This window comes from Streptosporangium sp. H16, assembly GCF_051918855.1.
Taxonomy (GTDB): domain Bacteria; phylum Actinomycetota; class Actinomycetes; order Streptosporangiales; family Streptosporangiaceae; genus Streptosporangium.
This window is the reverse complement of record NZ_JBPXMD010000006.1, coordinates 262,562-277,753: the sequence shown is the minus strand read 5'-3', so window position 1 is coordinate 277,753 and position 15,192 is coordinate 262,562. Positions and strand designations below refer to the sequence as shown.

Genomic DNA, 15,192 nt, shown 5'->3' with positions numbered 1-15,192 from the left:
CCCCGCCCCACCGGCCGCCGGCCGGTGGGGCGGATTCACAGTTCTCCGGCCCGTCCTGTCAGCGCGCGTTGCGATGCTGCCGGAATCGTGGGTGGTGACGCTTGCGCTCGCGGTGCTTCGGCCCGAACAGGGTGTAGCTGCGCGGACGCTTCACGGCGTCCCTGCCCTTTCCGCCGCCGTCGCCGGCGGTGGCGGCGGGAGCGGGAGCGGCCGGACTCGCCGGCGGCGCCGGGCAGATGCCCTCGGGGCCGACGGGCACGGTCAGCACCGATGAGGCGCTGGGTTCCAGCCGGTTCGTGCCCGCGAAGGCCGCCACGAACTCATGGGTGCGCGGCGGGATCTTGTTCACGATCAGTTTCGCGTGGCCGGTGGCGTCCGATGGGGACTGGTCCTGGCGCACCCCGTTGGCGAAGAACTCGACCGGTCCGGCCGCGGGGGCCGCCCCCGAGGTCGTGACGGTCGCGATGAGGGTGAGGTGACCCGGCGCTCCCGGATCGCAGAACGCGGCCAGCTTGGTGGTGGTCTTCCGGTGCGGCACGACCGCGCAGGCGGATCGTGTGACGGTGGTGGTGTCCAGATCGACGGTGCCCATGTGGGCCAGAAGACGGCCGTTCACGGTGGTGCCACTGGCCGCGGTGATCGAGGTCAGCGCGAGGACGCTCCCGGCGAAGCGGGAGCCGGCCCCCAGCGCGGCCGAACCGCCCACCTGCCAGATGACGTTGCACGCCTGGGCGCCGTTGACGAGCCGCACGGTGCTGGCGGGCGCGGTGGTCAGGGCGGGAGCCCTGAAGACGAAGAGGGCGTTCGGATCCCCCCGCCCGTCGAGGGTCAGCTCCCCGCCGATCTGGAAGGCGCCCGAGATGGAGTTGTAGACGCCCGGCGCCACCGTGGTCCCGCCGAGCTGCGCGGGGAGGGAGGCGGTGCCGGGTCGCCTCGCCGCGTTGGCGTAGGCGATGGCCAGGTCGTCCTGGGCCTGTTCGGCGACGGAGTCGTCCAGGTAGACGGCGCCGACCACGACGCCCGGCGGGAACCCGGCGGTCGCCGAGCCCGGGCTCACCCCGACCTCGCCGGTGACGACGGTGGCCCCGGTGACGGCGACCGTCGTCCCCGCCAGGACCGCGAAGTCCGCGGCCGCGCCGAGCGCCACCGGTACCGGTACCGGCGCGCTCGCCGTGCCCGCGGTACCCGCCGCGCCTGGCGCGTGCGCCGCGCTCGCCGTACGCGGTGTCGCGGCGACGCAGCCCAGCGCGACCGCGACCGTCACGGCTCCCGCCAGCCAGGAACGGGCGGTATTTCGCGAAACGATATGAGAGTGACCAATGACTGTCACGGTTTCATCCTTTTCTTTTGGTATTTCTCCGTCCAGGCGCATTGCCGATGATGCGCCGTTTTTCCGAGACTACTGATCGGCGGCGCCGTGGTCGCCGCACGACATGCGGGTTGTTTTGTCGCGTTACTTATTCGTGGACAAATGAAAATGCGATCGTGTTGTTTTTTGTGGTGATATTCAGTGGGATGTCGTTCCGCCGGCCGCGGCCCGGCGGCGTTCGCGGGTCCGTTTCCATGACGAGAGGGCGTGCCGCCTGGCGGCACGCCCTCGATGGTCTCGAAACGCGGGAAGGCCGGACACGGACGGGCCCGGGGACGACACGCGAACCGGCGCACGGATGTGCCGGGTGAGTTCTCGGCACGGGGCACTAGCGCCGGTGGCGGCAGCACCTGACCCACGAGTGGTGGCGGTGATGCTTGCGCTTGCGATCCCTTATCTTGATCGCGTTGCCACTGCTCTGGTTGTTTCTGATGCTCTGACGGTCCTTGTTCCTCCGGTCCTCCCCGGCCCTCGCCGTCCGTGCCGGGCAGGGGCCGTCCAGGCCGATGGCCAGGGGCAGCGGTGTCGAGGCGCTGGCATCCAGATCCGCGTTGCGGAAGAAGGCGGCCACGAGGTAGGTCCCCGGTTCGAGGTCGGTCACGGCCAGGATGGCGCGGCCGTTCGCGTCGATCTGGGCCGTGCCCAGGCTCACCCCGTCGAAGAAGAACTCGGCCGGTCCCGTGGGCGGTGTCGGCCCGGAGGCCGTGACGGTCGCGGTGAGGATGAGCCGGCCCGCCACCCTCTGCGAGCACACCGCGCTCAGCGTGGTGGCGGTTGTCCTGTCTTCCCTCGGCGGCGGGCCCTCGCAGTCGGCCGGCGTGACGAGGTTGGTGTCCATGGTGACGGCGCCGTTGCGGGCCAGCAGGCGGCCGTTGACGTTCACGCCGGTGGTCGCGGTGATCGAGGTGAGCGCGAGGATGTTCCCTGCGAAGCTGGAGCCGGTGCCCAGCGTGGCCGAGCTCCCGACCTGCCAGAAGACGTTGCACGCCTGGGCGCCGTTGATGAGGTTCACCGTGCTGGCGGACGCGGTGACCAGGGTGGAGGCGGTCTTGAAGATGAAGACGGCGTTCGGGTCAATCTGCCCGTCGAGCGTCAGCTCCCCGGTGATCTCGAAGGTGCCCGCGGCGGAGTCGTAGGCGCCCGGCGTCACGGTGGTCCCGCCGAGTTCCGTCGGGAGAGTGGCGTCGACGGCCTGTCCTGCCGCTTCGTTGTAGGCGGAGGTCAGGTCGACCTGGGCCTGCGCGGCGTCGGCGTCGGCGGAGTGGATGGTGCCGACCACGACGCCGGGCGGGAAGCCGGTGACCGCCGTTCCCGGGCTCACCCCGAGATCCCCGGTGACCACGGTGGGGCCGGTGCTGGTGACCGTCGTCCCGGCCAGGACCGCGTAGTCCGCGGCCGTCAGAAGGTCCGGTGTCGTCGCCGCGCTCGCCACCCGCGGTGTCGCGGCGACACGGCCCAGCGCGACCGCGACGGTCAGGACCCCGGCCAGTCAGGAACGGGCGGTATTTCACGAAACGATGCGCGAGTGACCAACTCTTGTCACAGTGCTGTCCTTTTCTTTTGATATTTATCCGTCCAGGCGCATTGCCGATGATGCGCCATTTTTTCTGACCCTACTGATCGGCGGTGTCGTATCTGTTATACGACATGCGGGATGCTTTATTGCGTAGTTATCGAGGCATATAAGAGAGATATGGCTATGTTGCTGTTTGTGAGGGTGTCCGGGATATTCCGGCGGGGACGGATCCGGCGGCGGAGACGGCCTCCGCACGACAAAAAGCCGCGTCCGCACGGCAGAAAGCCGCGTCAGCACGACGAGGGGCCGCGTCCTTGTCCCGGCCACGGTTCACACCACGAGAGGGCGTGCCGCTCGGCGGCACGCCCTCGACGGTTCCGTGGAACGGGGAGTTGGGGATCAGGTGCAGGTGATTCCGGACGCGCCGGGGGTGGAGGGCCCGTTGGCGGTGAATCCGACGACGACGGACTGGCCCGCCGCGAGGTTGGCGGCGTGGCTCGGGGCCTTCGCGGTGAAGGTGGTTCCGCTCTGCGTGACGGTGGCGTTCCAGCCGCTGCCGAGCGTCACCCCGGACGGCAGGGTCCAGCTCACCGACCAGTTGTTCCAGGCCGAGGTCCCGGTGTTCTTCACGGTCAGCGCGGCCTGGAAGCCTCCCTGCCAGGAGTTCGTGAGCGTGTACGACGTCTCGCAGGCCGTGGTCCCCGGGGTCGGTGTGGGGGTCGGGGTGGGCGTGCCGCCGCCTCCGACCGGCGGGATCAGGTACGGCTGGAGGATGTCCTGTTTGTCCTGGTTGATGGAGGTCCAGTCGTCCTTGGCGATGCCCCCGGTGTCACCCGAGTTGGGATTCCACGACCAGTAGGTGAACGACATCCCATTCACCCCGGTGCCCAGATACTTCATCAGCTCCTGGAGCCAGACCTTGTCCACGGCGGCCTGCATGGTGGTCCCGAACTCGCCGAGCATGATCGGCGCGATGTTCTGCTTGTAGAGGTAGCCCCAGTACTTGTCCCAGATCGCGGGCAGGTTCGCCGGATAGTCCGGCGCGTCGAACCACGCCTGGCGGTAGACCGAGGTGGCGTAGTCGTGCGGCGAGTAGACCAGCCGGTTGGCCACGTTCAGGCGCACCGGGAACTCCCCGGCCTTCGACAGGTTGCCGCCCCACCAACCGCAGTCCTCGTCGTTGCTCGGGTCGTTGTCCCAGACGTTCGACAGGCCCCCGCTCGGGCAGCTCACACCCTCGACGAAGATCAGCCAGTTGGGGTTGACCGACAGCACCGCGTTGCCCGCCCGCTCGGCGGCCAGCCGCCAGTCGCGCGCGGTGTCCCCGCAGCCCCAGCACGCCCCGGTGGCGGCCGGATTGGTGCCCTCGGCGTGCGGCTCGTTGTGCAGGTCGGCACCGATGACGGTGGTGTTGCCCGCGTACCGCTGGGCGAGTGCCTTCCAGTCGTTGATCCAGGTGCTCTCCGGCGTCGCGGCGACGTACCACAGCGGCGACTGCCCGGCCGCGGTCGGCCGGTGCCGGTCGAGGATGATCCGCATGCCCTTGCTTCCGGCGTACGCGATGACCTTGTCGAGGATCTGCAGCGGGCTGTCGCCGACCAGGTCCGGGTTGACGAAGTCGTTCACGCCGCTGGCCACCGCGCCGGGCTTGAGGGCGTCGTTGGAGAACGGCACGCGAAGGGTGTTGTAACCGAGCGAGGCCATCTTGTCGATCTGGCCCCTCCACGGGTTGTTCGACCACAATCCGTGGAAGGTCTTGTTGTCGGTCTCCATGCCGAACCAGTTGATGCCGGTCAACCGGACGGTCGCGCCCGTGCTGTCAACGATCTTGTTGCCGGAGGTGCGCAGGTAGCCGGTGCCGGTTCCGCCCGCGGCACCGGCCGGGGAGGAGCCGAGCGCGACCGCCAGCGCCGAGGTGACCACGAGCGCCGCGAGCGCCGCCGGCCACCTGCGAACACGCAGGACTTTCATCAAGAGCCCTTCGAGGACGGGAGCTGTACGCGAGGGGAGGGCCCCGCGATCGAGAGGTGCGGCCGGTCGCGCTCGCCATGGTTCGGCGCCCACCCCGGTCCCGTCAACCGCCGCCAGGGTCGCCGGCGCCTTTCCACGGCGGTCGCGACCCCTCCCATCTCGCCCTGTACGACGATCGTCCCGCCGGGCACGAGGTGAAAGTTTCACCGGCCGGTGTCGCGGGTGGCGGGAGGGCCGGGCATGCCCGCGGGAGGCCCGGCGTTCGAAGGGCCGGCGGGAACCGCGCACCGCACGGCCCGGCCGCCGGCTTCGAGATCGCGCCACGGCGGCCGGAACCTAAGCCCCCTCCACCTGAGGCGGATTCGAGGGGGCTTAGCCGTACGTCTCGTCTTTCTAGCCGGCCAGCGCGACCGACACGAGCAGGAGTTGAGCCTCCAGAGCGTGGCGGAAGTCGTCGGGCAGCGAGCCCTCCCGGTGGCGGTCGGCGATCTTTCCCCGGATCGGGGCGAGGTCGCCGGAGCCCCAGACGCTGTTGGCCAGCACCTGCCGCAGGTCCAGGGCCACGTCCGGGCGGATCCTGCCCTCGTCCTCCCCCCTCGCCAGCACCGCGTTGAAGCGCCGCACGCTCTGGTTGAGATTGGGGGTGGAGAAGGGGATCGCCTCCACTCCCGGTGCGGGTTCCGCCGCTTGCCCGCCCCGCTTGGGGACGGGACCGGACGGAGAGGGACTGGGGCGCGGCGTCGTGCCCGGTTCGGGATAGGCGGTGGTGGGGTCGAGGACCGTGGGCGGTGCCGTCCCTCGACCCGGTGGAGCCGCCACCTGTTCCTCGTAGGAGCCGGAGATCCGGCTCCACACCAGGAGACCCGCGAGCAGCGCCGCCACCGTCGCGACCACCGTCCAGCCCACCAGCCCGTGCGCGCGCGTCCAGTGGACCGGGGTCGTGGCCGGCGGTCTGAGGGCCGCGGCCAGGTCGTCGGCCACCTCCTGCGCCTTGGGCCTGGCCTCGGGCCGGTGCGACAGGCAGACCTGGCAGAGCGCGCTGATCCGCGCGGGCATGCCCGGCACCTTCGCCACCGGCGGCGGTCCCTCCCGGCGGACGTTCTCGATCTCCTCCCAGGTCCGTTCCGGGTACGGGGGGTCGCCGGTGAGCATCTCGAACAGCAGCACGCCCAGCGCGTAGACATCACTCGCCGGGTCCGCGACCGTGCCGGTGAGCCGTTCGGGCGCCACGTAGGGAGGGGTCCCGTAGTCGGAGGCCCGGTCGTCGGCGTCCTCCCCGATGAACGCCGCGATGCCGAAGTCGAGCAGCTTGGCGCCCGCCGAGGTCAGCAGCACGTTCTCGGCGGTGACGTCCCGGTGCACGATGCCCCGCTCGTGGGCGGCGGCCAGCACGGTGGCCAGCCTGGCGGCGATCGTCGCCGCCTCCGCCCACGGCAGCGGGCCCTCGTTGATCCGGTCCGACAGCGGGCGCCCCTCCAGCAGGCGCATGACGACGTACGCGGCCAGGCGACCGTGCGAGGTCACGGTCTCCCCGTAGTCGTAGACCTCGATCGCGTCGGGGTGGATGAGGCGCGCGGTGGCACGCGCCTCCCTGCGGATCAGCTCGCGCTCCCCCAGGTCGACGCCCAGCTCGCCGTCGAGCAGCTTGACGGCGACCATCCGCTGGAGCGACTGGTCGAAGGCGCGCCAGATGACGCTCATGCCACCCCACGCGATCCGCTCCAGCAACAGGTACCTGCGGGTGAGCACGTCTCCCGCACGAAGCCCGACCTGGTCAGGCGGACTCACGGACCACCAGCTCAGTGGGGAGGACGGGATTGTCACGGGGAGCACCGGCCGAGCTCATCGAGAGCAGCAGCAGCCGGGTGGCGAGCGCGGCGAACTCCTCCACCGGCTGGCGGACGGTGGTGAGCGTGGGAGAGGTCCGCCGGGCGGCGGGGGCGTCGTCGAACCCGATGACGGCCACGTCCTCCGGCACCCGGCGGCCGGCCCGGCGCAGGGTCTGCAGCGCGGCGGCCGCCATCACGTCGGAGGCGGCGAAGACCGCGTCGACGTGCGGCATCCTGCGCAGCAGCCACTGCATGCCGTGCACCCCCGACGTGTGGCTGAAGTCGCCGTACGCGACCGGCACGCCGGTCATCCCGGCCAGGGAGAGGGTCTGCATGAACCCTTCGAGCCGGTCGCGGGCGGCCGGAAGGGCGGGTGGGCCCGCGATGACACCGATGGACCTCCGTCCGCCGAGCAGCAGGTGTTCCGCCGCCTGCCGGCCGCCGTCGCGGTTGTCCATGTCGACGTGGGGGAGGTCGATGCCGTCCGGGGGACGGCCCGCACTCCGTACCGGAATGCCCGAGGCGGCCAGGGTCACCACGAGCGGATGCCTGTCACGTGCGCCGATCAGCAGGACGCCGTCGATGCCTCCGGCGACGAGCGGCGGCGTGGCGATGGTGGAGGTGGCCGCCGTGGCGGTCATCACGGCGAGTGGCACGCCGTGCCCGGTGAGGACCTCCTCCGCAGCCGTGATCATCCGCGCGTAGAACGGCTCGGTGAAGAGCCGGTGCGCGGGTTCGCAGACCACGATGGCCACGACCTGGTCGGATCGGCGGCCGGAGCCGCCCCGGGGAGCGCGATGTCTTACGTAACCGAGACGCGATATTGCGTCATGCACCTGCCTACGAGTCGACGTGCTGACTCTGACTGAACCGGTGAGTACCCTGGACGCTGTGGCGGGGGAGACCCCTGCCTCTGCGGCGACCTGGGCAAGTGTGGGTAGATCGGTCATAACTTCCTCCACACCAAGATCCTGCACAGGTGGGAGCGCTCCCAGTGAACCTAGCATTGTTTCGGAAGTGTCAAAAGATGTTTCCGAAAAATCACCATGTGTATGTCAAATTTCCCTGACAACCCAGTCAGGGGCAAGTATCGCCATGATTACGGAGTCATACCATTCCCCGTTTAGGCGCAGAGCGTCACGGCAGACGCCCTCCTGGATGAAGCCGATCTTGCGATAGACGTGCGCTGCCCGCTCGTTGAAGGCGTAAACCTCCAGGGCCACCCGGTGCAGCGGCGTGGTGCGGAAGACGTGGTCGAGGGTGAGCCGGATCGCCTCGGTGCCGTACCCCCTGCCGTACGCCCGGGGGCCGATCAGCGCGATGCGCAGGTTGCAGGAGAGGTTGTCGGCGTCGAGCTCGTTGAGCACGATCTCGCCCACGTAGGCGTCGTCCCCGGCGGTGCAGATCGCCAGGTCCAGCCGGTCGCCGTGCTCGCCCCGCGAGCCGTACCAGGCCTTGAGCCCCTCGTAGTCGGGTTTGCCGTGAGAACCGGTCAGCCGGACGGTCTCGGGGTCGTTGACCAGCTCCCAGAGGCCGTCCACGTGCTCGGGACCGACCGGCCGGAGCGTCACGTGCTCTCCGGCGAGCGTGGGCTTGCGCGCGAACATCATCCGGTGTGTCTACCGGCCGGAACCTCGCCGGGCAACCCGGTTTTCCTGAGCCGTCCACGGGCCCGCGCGAAACGACGGGCCCGGGACCGGTTCACCAGGGTCCGTACGGCCCCTGGTTGCCGCCGCCCTTGCCGATCTCCCGCACGGCGGGACGCACGTCGGCCAGGTAGATGCCCGAGGCGATGACGGACGCGATCGTGAAGATGCTCAGCACGCTGAGGTACTGCACCGCGGCGGCGAAGCCGAACAGGGCCGCCAGTCCGAGGATGACCAGCCACAGGTTCTTGGTCTGCTTGCCGGTGACCGCGAACGCCCGTGCCGGGGTCTTCACCGCGTGCACGAGCGCCCATCCCGACAGCGCGAACACTCCGACGGCCAGGATCCAGAAGACCAGGTCCAGGGCACCGTGGATTTCGATCATCGTCTCTCCAGAACGTTCGCCTCGCCGGTCTCCCTCAGCCTAATGCCGAAAGCCCCGTTCGCGGCGTCCTCGGCCCGTACCGGCCGACCTTGGCGGCCCGTTCTCGCGCCCGCTCGTGCCGGCCCGCTTTCCCGCCCTCGCCGGGCGCGGGCCCTCGAACGTCGAAAGGCCCGCACCGGAGACGACGCCCGGGGCGGGCCGTGGAACCGGAGTCCGCGAGGGACTCGCTCAGCCCTTGGGCGGGGTGGACCTGCCGCCGGCGGTGGACCTGCCGGTCGTGGTGGACCTGCCGGTCGCGGGCTTCGAGGCGCGGGTGCCCTTCTTGGGCGTCCGGGCGGAGGCGATCGCGGGCTCGGCGGCCTCGGAGACCTCCTCCAGCTCTAGGGCGATCTCGCCGCTGGTCTTGGAGACGACCTTGCGGCCGCGGTTGGCGAACTCCTCGTAGAGCTCGTTGGCCCTGCCCGCGATCTGGTCGGCGTAGTCGCGCGCCTTCACGGGGAAGTCCTTGGCGTATCCCTCGGCCTTGCCGGCGAGCTGCCTGGCCCTCTCCGGGAGGTCCTTCGCGGCCTCGCGGATCTCCTCGCGGCGGCCCTGCAGCCTCTGGATCTGCTCGGGAAGCTCGAGAAGCTTCTCGACGGCGAAGTCGCCGGCCCCGGCGACGGCGTAGAACGGCTTGGACTCGGCCAGCTTCTTGACTTCGGCGGTGATGGGCATGGGTTAACCTTCCTTGGTTTCCTCGGTGATGTGGCCGTTGCTCGGGGGGGCCGCGTAGGGCTTCAACGCGGTGAGGTATTCCCCGGGGAGCGGCACCTCGTCGTCAGGCGAGGAGTCCGCGTCACCCCGCCGGGGCTCCGGTGCGAGACGTGCTTTCTGGGAGGTCTGCGCGTCGTCGTCCGGGGCCTCGGCCTGCTGGTTCTCCTTGCGAAACGACTCGTAGATGTCGATCAGCACCTGGCGCTGGCGCTCGGTGATGAGGTGGTCGGCCCTGATCGCGGTCAGCACGTCGCTGTCCGGCTCGCGCTCCTCGATGAGGCCCGCCTGGACGTAGAGTGCCTGCGACGAGATGTGCAGGCCCTTGGCGATCTGGTTCAGGATCTCGGCGCTGGGCTTGCGTAGCCCGCGCTCGATCTGGCTCAGGTAGGGGTTGGAGACCCCCGCCGCCGCGGCGAGCTGTCGCAGGGAGATCTTCGCGTGCGTGCGCTGCTCGCGGATGTACTCACCGATCGAGCCGACCTTGGGTAGTGCCATGGACCGAGTCTGCCGCATCGTGCTTGCTATTGCAAACGGGTTGGCTAACACTTGCAAGCACTTTGGGGTGAGTTTGGCTATAGCCGGACGAATCCGGCCGGAACTCCAGGGTGAGACCCGGGTTCGGTATGCGGGCCGGTCGCATCTTCAAGGCGGGTCAACGCCTCATCTTCAAGGCGGGTCAACGCGGCGCCCGCAAGGCGCGGGTCAACGCGGCGCCTGCAAGGCGGGTCAACGCGGCACCGGCCCCGGCGGGGCCCGGCGCGGGCCCGCTACGGGCCTCGGCGCGAAGTTCAGTACGGGACCAGCCAGAGCAGCGGCGCCGACGACGTCAGGGCGACGGAGAAGGCGACGATGGCGTAGCGGATCCCGCGCGGCAGGACCGGGATCGGGTTCACCAGGCGCTCGACCCTCGCCATCACGGCGGCGGTGGAGTTCGCGGCGCCCAGCGCGCCGTGCGGGGCCGGGACGGCGCCCGCGGTGCCGAAGCGCAGCAGGGCGGTCGCCAGGCGGCGCGCGGAGCAGCAGCGGCGGGCGACGTCGTCGGCGGCCATCTCCACGAGCAGGCCGACCTCGCTCTGCGCGTCCTTGACCACGCGCGACCAGGGCAGCGCCCGGCGCAGCGCGGCGAAGGGCAGCAGCACCAGGTCGTGCCGCTCGCGCACGTGGGCGGCCTCGTGGGCGAGCACCGCGCTCAGCTCGTCGGCGGAGAGCAGCTTGAGCGCCCCCTCACTGACCACCACCTGGGAGCGCAGGCCGGGCACGCAGTAGGCGGTGGCGCCCGGGTGGTCGAGCACCCGCACGCCGGGGACCACCGGGTCCTCCCTGGCGATCAGGGCGAGCAGGGTGCGGTGGCGGTGGCGGGCACGGAACGTCTGCGCGCCCGCGGCGAGAAGCACCAGGATCAGCACGGCCAGCGCGGTGAGCCCGGCGGTGAGCGCGACGATCCTCGGCAGCTCGTACGGCTGGGGGAACCCGCGTCCGCCGGCGAGCGAGGAGACCGCGAACTCGCGAAGCCCGTGCAGCACGCCCTCGCCATAGGGCTTCAGCGCGTAGCCGAGCAGGGCGCCCGTCCCGGCCAGGCCCCATGTGACCCCCAGCGCCTGCCACAGGACGATGGCCACGTGCGGAGCGCGGTAGGTCCACCGCGCCCGGGTGAAGCGCCAGGCGCCGACCGCGCAGACCAGGGCGAGCGTCGCCAGGGCTGCCGCGGTCATCTACTCGTCCTCCAGCTCCTCCAGGTCCGTCAGGGCCCTGCGCAGGATGTCGGCTTCGGTGCCGGTGACGGCCTGGGCGAACCTGGTGAGGGCCGCCGACCGGTCACCGGTCATATCCAGCGCTTCCAGCATAAGCTCCGCGACGTAGGCGTCGCGGCTCTCCGCCGGTGCGTACCGCCACGCGCGCCCGTCCCGGGTGCGGAGCAGGAACCCCTTGCGGGTGAGCCGGTCGAGCACGGTCATCACGGTGGTGGGCGCCAGGTCGCGGTCAGCGATCAGACGCCCGACCTCCCGTGCCGTCACGGGAGATGGCTGTGCCCAGATGATGTCCATGATGCTGCGTTCAAGCTCGCCGAGACCCTTCACGCATCCAAGCCTAACTCCCGCACCACGAGGGGTAGTACTACGGGTTGTCGAGTGACGTGCGTCACAGCTGTTTGACCATGTAGATCTCGTCCCGGTCGTCCCCCGGAGCGAGGCGGATCGCCCGCGGGATCCGGCCGACCTCCACGTATCCCAGTCGGCCGTAGAAGCCCTCGGTCCCGGTGCCGCCGCGGACCGTCAGGTGCAGCGCCTCCACGCCCAGGTCGCGGGCGGCGTCGTCGGCGGCGCGCATGAGCAGAGTCCCGTAGCCCTTGCCCTGGTGTTTGGGATCGACCATCACGCGCCACACCCAGCGCCAGTGCGCCCGCAGCCACGACTTCCCGTCACCCAGGACCAGCCAGCACGCCACCCGGCCCTCCGCGTCGAACCCGACGAGCAGATGGTCGGGGTTGTCGCGGGTGGTGTCGCAGGCGGCGAAGGTGGCGGCCGCCGTCTCCAGGATGTCGTCGGAGGTGACCGGGGGGACGAAGCCGACCGACCCTCCGGCGTTGACCACCTCGGTCCAGCACTCGACGAGCTCGCCGGTGAGCGCCGGGGTGAGTTCGGGGTCCACCACGAACCGCAGTTCTGCCATACGCGGACTTTACCAAATATATGTAAGCAACTTAGGGTTGCCTTACCAACGTTTCCGGGTCACCTCGGGGCGACCGCGGCCCAGGGAAGGGTGACCTCGCCGAGCCGCCAGCGCGCCCGGCCGCCCAGCGGCGGGTGCCCGGCCAGCGGCCAGGTCCCGGCGAGCGTCTCGGCCGCGGCGATCCAGCGCTGCCGGGAGCCGTACGAGCTCAGGGGGGCGTTGACGGCCCAGGCCCGGTCGAAGTCGCGCAGGAAGGCGTGGACGGGCTCGCCGGGGACGTTGCGGTGGATGAGCGTCTTGGGCAGCCGGTCGGCCAGGTCCGAGGGGCGCTCGAAGGCGTCGAAGCGGGCCGAGAGAGTGAGCGTCCGGGGCCCCGAGCGGTCGAGCCCGGCCCAGACCGCGCGGTGGCCCACCTCCGAGCAGGTGCCCTCGACGATCGCCCCGCCCGGCGCGAGCCGTTCGGAGAGCATCGCCCAGTATTCCCACGCCTGCGCCTCCCCGTACTGCCGCAGCACGTTGAACGCCCTGATCAGCAGGGGCGGCCGCGCCACCGGCAGCTCGAAGCCGCCCAGCGTGAACGACAGTCCCGGCCGCTCGTACGGCTTGGCAGCCGCCACCCTGGCCGGGTCGATCTCGACGCCGACGACCTCGACCGAGGGGCAGACCGCGCGCAGCCGCAGGAACATCTCCAGGGTCGTGGTGTGCGAGGCCCCGTACCCCAGGTCGACCACCAGCGGGCGGACGGCGGAGCGCAGCAGGCGGCCGTGCGCGGCGACGACCCAGCGGTCGGCCCGCCGCAGGCGGTTGTGCCCGGTCGTCCCCCTGGTGATCGCTCCTACCGGCTTCTCCGTTGGCTTCCGCACGATCAGACGCGGTGGACCTTGTGCTGGGCGGCCTGGGCCCGGGGGCGGATGACGAGGCGGTCGACGTTCACGTGGGCCGGGCGGGTCACGCACCAGGCGATGGCGTCGGCCACGTCGTCGGCGGAGAGCGGGCCGGGCACGCCCTCGTAGACCCGTCCGGCGGCGGCCGAGTCGCCGCGGAAGCGGTTCAGCGAGAACTCCTCGGTGTGGACCATCCCGGGGGCGACCTCGACGATCCTGACCGGCTGACCGACCAGTTCCAGCCTGAGCACCTCGGTCATCGAGGTCTGCGCGTGCTTGGCCGCGTTGTAGCCGCCGCCGCCCTCGTACGAGACGAGCCCGGCCACCGAGGTCAGCATCAGCAGCACGCCGTCGCCCGACTCGATCAGCCTGGGCAGCAGCGCCTGGGTCATGCGGAGCGTGCCGATCACGTTGACGTCGTACATCCGCTGCCAGTCGGCGACCTTCCCGCTCGCCACGGGCTCCAGGCCGATCGCGCCCCCGGCGTTGTTCACCAGCACGTCGCAGCGCTCGAGCGAGGCGGCCAGCTCGTCCACCGACTCCTGTGACGTCACGTCCAGGGTGACCGGGCGGATGCCGGGCACCTCGGCGGCCAGCTCGTCGAGCCGCTCCCTGCGCCGCGCCGCGGCCACCACCTCGAAGCCCTCGGCGGCGAGCCTGCGGGCCGTCGCCTCGCCGATCCCGCTGCTGGCCCCTGTCACCACAGCTGTCCTCTTCATGGACCCCCATCCTGCCAGGAACCGCCGGGGCCTCCCCGTCCGTACCTGGTGCGGCTATGTGTCGGGAATGTTGCGGATTTTTCCATGGTTGAGCCCTCTCGGAGGTGGTGTCGGTGAGGCGACGGCGGGTCAACCGGGTCGCGACGATCAGCATGCACACGTCCCCCCTGGACCAGCCGGGGACCGGGGACGCGGGCGGGATGAACGTCTATATCGTCGAAGTGGCGAAACGCCTGGCCGAACTCGGGGTGGAGGTGGAGATCTTCACCCGGCAGACATCCCGGGACCTGCCACCGGTCGCGGAGATCGTCCCGGGCGTCTCGGTCCGCCACGTCACCGCCGGGCCGTACGAGGAGCTCGACAAGGGCGACCTGCCCGGCCAGCTCTGCGCCTTCCTGTCGGGGGTGCTGCGCACCGAGGCCATGTACGAGCCGGGCCGCTACGACGTCATCCACTCCCACTACTGGCTCTCCGGCCAGGTGGGCTGGCTGGCCAAGGAACGCTGGGGCCTGCCGCTGGTGCACACCATGCACACCATGGCCAAGGTGAAGAACCTCCTGCTCGCCGCCGACGACAGGCCGGAGCCGGCCGCCCGGGTGCTGGGCGAGCAGCAGGTCGTGGACGTCGCCGACCGCCTGGTGGCCAACACCCCGACCGAGGCCAGGGAGCTCGTCGAGCTGTACGGAGCCGCCCCGGCCCGCGTCGAGGTCGTCAACCCCGGCGTGAGCCTCAGGGTCTTCCAGCCCGCCTCCCAGGGCGCGGCCCGCTACAGGCTCGGGCTGCCGCAGGACGCCCACGTGCTGCTGTTCGTGGGCCGCGTACAGCCGCTGAAGGCCCCGGACGTGCTGCTGCGCGCGGCGGCCAGGATGCTCATCGACGACCCCTCGCTCAGGTCGAGGCTGGTCGTCGCCTGCGTCGGCGGCCCCAGCGGCAACGGCCTGGCCAGGCCCTCCTACCTCACCGACGTGGCCGCCTCGCTGGGGATCTCCGACGTGGTCAGGATCGTTCCCCCCGCGCCCCAGCACGAGCTGGTCGACTGGTACCGCGCGTCCGACGTGACCGTCGTCCCCTCCCACAGCGAGTCGTTCGGCCTCGTGGCCCTGGAGTCCCAGGCCTGCGGCACCCCCGTCGCCGCCGCGTCCGTGGGCGGGCTGCGCACCGCCGTACGCGACGGGGTGTCCGGGGTGCTCGTCGAGGGGCACGACGCCCATGACTGGGCGCGGGTGCTCCGCCGGTTCGTCTACGAGCCCGCCTGGCGGGAGACGCTGTCGGCGGGTGCGGTGGCCCACGCGGCGGCCTTCGGCTGGTCGGCCACCGCGGCCCGGCTGGCGGACGTCTACGCCGGGGCGATGACGAACCTGCACCGCCTCCCGGTCGCGGTCAACTCCTGAAGGCCCGCCCGCGGGGCGCCCGCGAAGCGGATGGCGCGCTGTTCGTGTGAGGCCCGCTC

Annotated in this window: 15 protein-coding genes; 1 reads left to right on the top strand and 14 read right to left on the bottom strand. The window is 70.9% G+C overall.

Annotated elements, in window-relative coordinates:
• Window positions 1-58 precede the first annotated feature (58 nt).
• The 14 genes from ACTOQ2_RS13065 to ACTOQ2_RS13000 form a co-directional block, all read right to left on the bottom strand.
• A complete protein-coding gene (locus tag ACTOQ2_RS13065; protein ID WP_440099833.1) occupies window positions 59-1,330 on the bottom strand; it encodes an ice-binding family protein in 1,272 nt (423 codons plus the stop codon).
• Window positions 1,331-1,697: 367 nt separating this feature from the next.
• Complete coding sequence (locus ACTOQ2_RS13060) at window positions 1,698-2,801, bottom strand: ice-binding family protein (protein WP_440099832.1); 1,104 nt, start codon at window positions 2,799-2,801, stop codon at window positions 1,698-1,700.
• A 483-nt stretch (window positions 2,802-3,284) separates the two neighbouring features.
• Entirely contained in the window at window positions 3,285-4,856 is a 1,572-nt protein-coding gene (locus ACTOQ2_RS13055; protein WP_440099831.1) for a cellulase family glycosylhydrolase, read from the bottom strand.
• A gap of 393 nt (window positions 4,857-5,249) precedes the next feature.
• Entirely contained in the window at window positions 5,250-6,644 is a 1,395-nt protein-coding gene (locus ACTOQ2_RS13050; RefSeq protein WP_440099830.1) for a serine/threonine-protein kinase, read from the bottom strand.
• Complete coding sequence (locus ACTOQ2_RS13045) at window positions 6,631-7,635, bottom strand: LacI family DNA-binding transcriptional regulator (RefSeq protein ID WP_440070414.1); 1,005 nt, start codon at window positions 7,633-7,635, stop codon at window positions 6,631-6,633. The genes ACTOQ2_RS13050 and ACTOQ2_RS13045 overlap by 14 nt, the downstream gene beginning before the upstream one ends.
• Window positions 7,636-7,740: 105 nt before the next feature.
• Window positions 7,741-8,295, bottom strand: coding sequence for a GNAT family N-acetyltransferase (locus tag ACTOQ2_RS13040; protein WP_440099829.1), 555 nt, complete (start codon window positions 8,293-8,295; stop codon window positions 7,741-7,743).
• A 91-nt stretch (window positions 8,296-8,386) separates the two neighbouring features.
• The gene (locus ACTOQ2_RS13035; RefSeq protein WP_329089733.1) at window positions 8,387-8,716 is read right to left on the bottom strand and encodes a DUF2516 family protein; all 330 of its coding nucleotides are present in this window, start codon (window positions 8,714-8,716) and stop codon (window positions 8,387-8,389) included.
• A gap of 228 nt (window positions 8,717-8,944) precedes the next feature.
• Window positions 8,945-9,430 carry a hypothetical protein gene (locus tag ACTOQ2_RS13030; RefSeq protein ID WP_440070411.1) on the bottom strand — a complete coding sequence of 162 codons (486 nt, stop codon included), beginning with the start codon at window positions 9,428-9,430 and terminating at the stop codon, window positions 8,945-8,947.
• Window positions 9,431-9,433: 3 nt separating this feature from the next.
• Entirely contained in the window at window positions 9,434-9,964 is a 531-nt protein-coding gene (locus tag ACTOQ2_RS13025) for a helix-turn-helix domain-containing protein (protein WP_440099828.1), read from the bottom strand.
• A 293-nt stretch (window positions 9,965-10,257) separates the two neighbouring features.
• The gene (locus ACTOQ2_RS13020) at window positions 10,258-11,181 is read right to left on the bottom strand and encodes a M56 family metallopeptidase (protein ID WP_440099827.1); all 924 of its coding nucleotides are present in this window, start codon (window positions 11,179-11,181) and stop codon (window positions 10,258-10,260) included.
• On the bottom strand, window positions 11,182-11,547 hold the full coding sequence (locus ACTOQ2_RS13015) for a BlaI/MecI/CopY family transcriptional regulator (protein ID WP_362678251.1): 366 nt from the start codon (window positions 11,545-11,547) through the stop codon (window positions 11,182-11,184).
• Window positions 11,548-11,608: 61 nt separating this feature from the next.
• A complete protein-coding gene (locus ACTOQ2_RS13010; RefSeq protein ID WP_440099826.1) occupies window positions 11,609-12,139 on the bottom strand; it encodes an N-acetyltransferase family protein in 531 nt (176 codons plus the stop codon).
• A gap of 59 nt (window positions 12,140-12,198) precedes the next feature.
• On the bottom strand, window positions 12,199-13,002 hold the full coding sequence (locus tag ACTOQ2_RS13005) for a class I SAM-dependent methyltransferase (RefSeq protein WP_440070407.1): 804 nt from the start codon (window positions 13,000-13,002) through the stop codon (window positions 12,199-12,201).
• Window positions 13,003-13,004: 2 nt separating this feature from the next.
• Window positions 13,005-13,742 (bottom strand): SDR family oxidoreductase, encoded by a 738-nt coding sequence (locus tag ACTOQ2_RS13000; protein ID WP_440099825.1) that lies wholly within the window; start codon window positions 13,740-13,742, stop codon window positions 13,005-13,007.
• A gap of 107 nt (window positions 13,743-13,849) precedes the next feature.
• Between ACTOQ2_RS13000 and mshA the strand changes: the two genes are divergently transcribed.
• Window positions 13,850-15,133, top strand: a complete 1,284-nt coding sequence (gene mshA, locus ACTOQ2_RS12995; protein ID WP_440099824.1) for a D-inositol-3-phosphate glycosyltransferase — start codon at window positions 13,850-13,852, stop codon at window positions 15,131-15,133.
• The last annotated feature ends 59 nt before the right edge of the window (window positions 15,134-15,192 follow it).

Bases quoted from the DNA above. Each gene is read 5' to 3' on its own strand.
- ACTOQ2_RS13030 (WP_440070411.1), bottom strand. From the start codon at position 9,430: ATGCCCATCACCGCCGAAGTCAAGAAGCTGGCCGAGTCCAAGCCGTTC.
- ACTOQ2_RS13000 (WP_440099825.1), bottom strand. From the start codon at position 13,742: ATGAAGAGGACAGCTGTGGTGACAGGGGCCAGCAGCGGGATCGGCGAG.
- ACTOQ2_RS13020 (WP_440099827.1), bottom strand. From the start codon at position 11,181: ATGACCGCGGCAGCCCTGGCGACGCTCGCCCTGGTCTGCGCGGTCGGC.
- ACTOQ2_RS13035 (WP_329089733.1), bottom strand. From the start codon at position 8,716: ATGATCGAAATCCACGGTGCCCTGGACCTGGTCTTCTGGATCCTGGCC.
- ACTOQ2_RS13010 (WP_440099826.1), bottom strand. From the start codon at position 12,139: ATGGCAGAACTGCGGTTCGTGGTGGACCCCGAACTCACCCCGGCGCTC.
- ACTOQ2_RS13055 (WP_440099831.1), bottom strand. From the start codon at position 4,856: ATGAAAGTCCTGCGTGTTCGCAGGTGGCCGGCGGCGCTCGCGGCGCTC.
- ACTOQ2_RS13025 (WP_440099828.1), bottom strand. From the start codon at position 9,964: ATGGCACTACCCAAGGTCGGCTCGATCGGTGAGTACATCCGCGAGCAG.
- ACTOQ2_RS13040 (WP_440099829.1), bottom strand. From the start codon at position 8,295: ATGATGTTCGCGCGCAAGCCCACGCTCGCCGGAGAGCACGTGACGCTC.
- ACTOQ2_RS13045 (WP_440070414.1), bottom strand. From the start codon at position 7,635: ATGACCGATCTACCCACACTTGCCCAGGTCGCCGCAGAGGCAGGGGTC.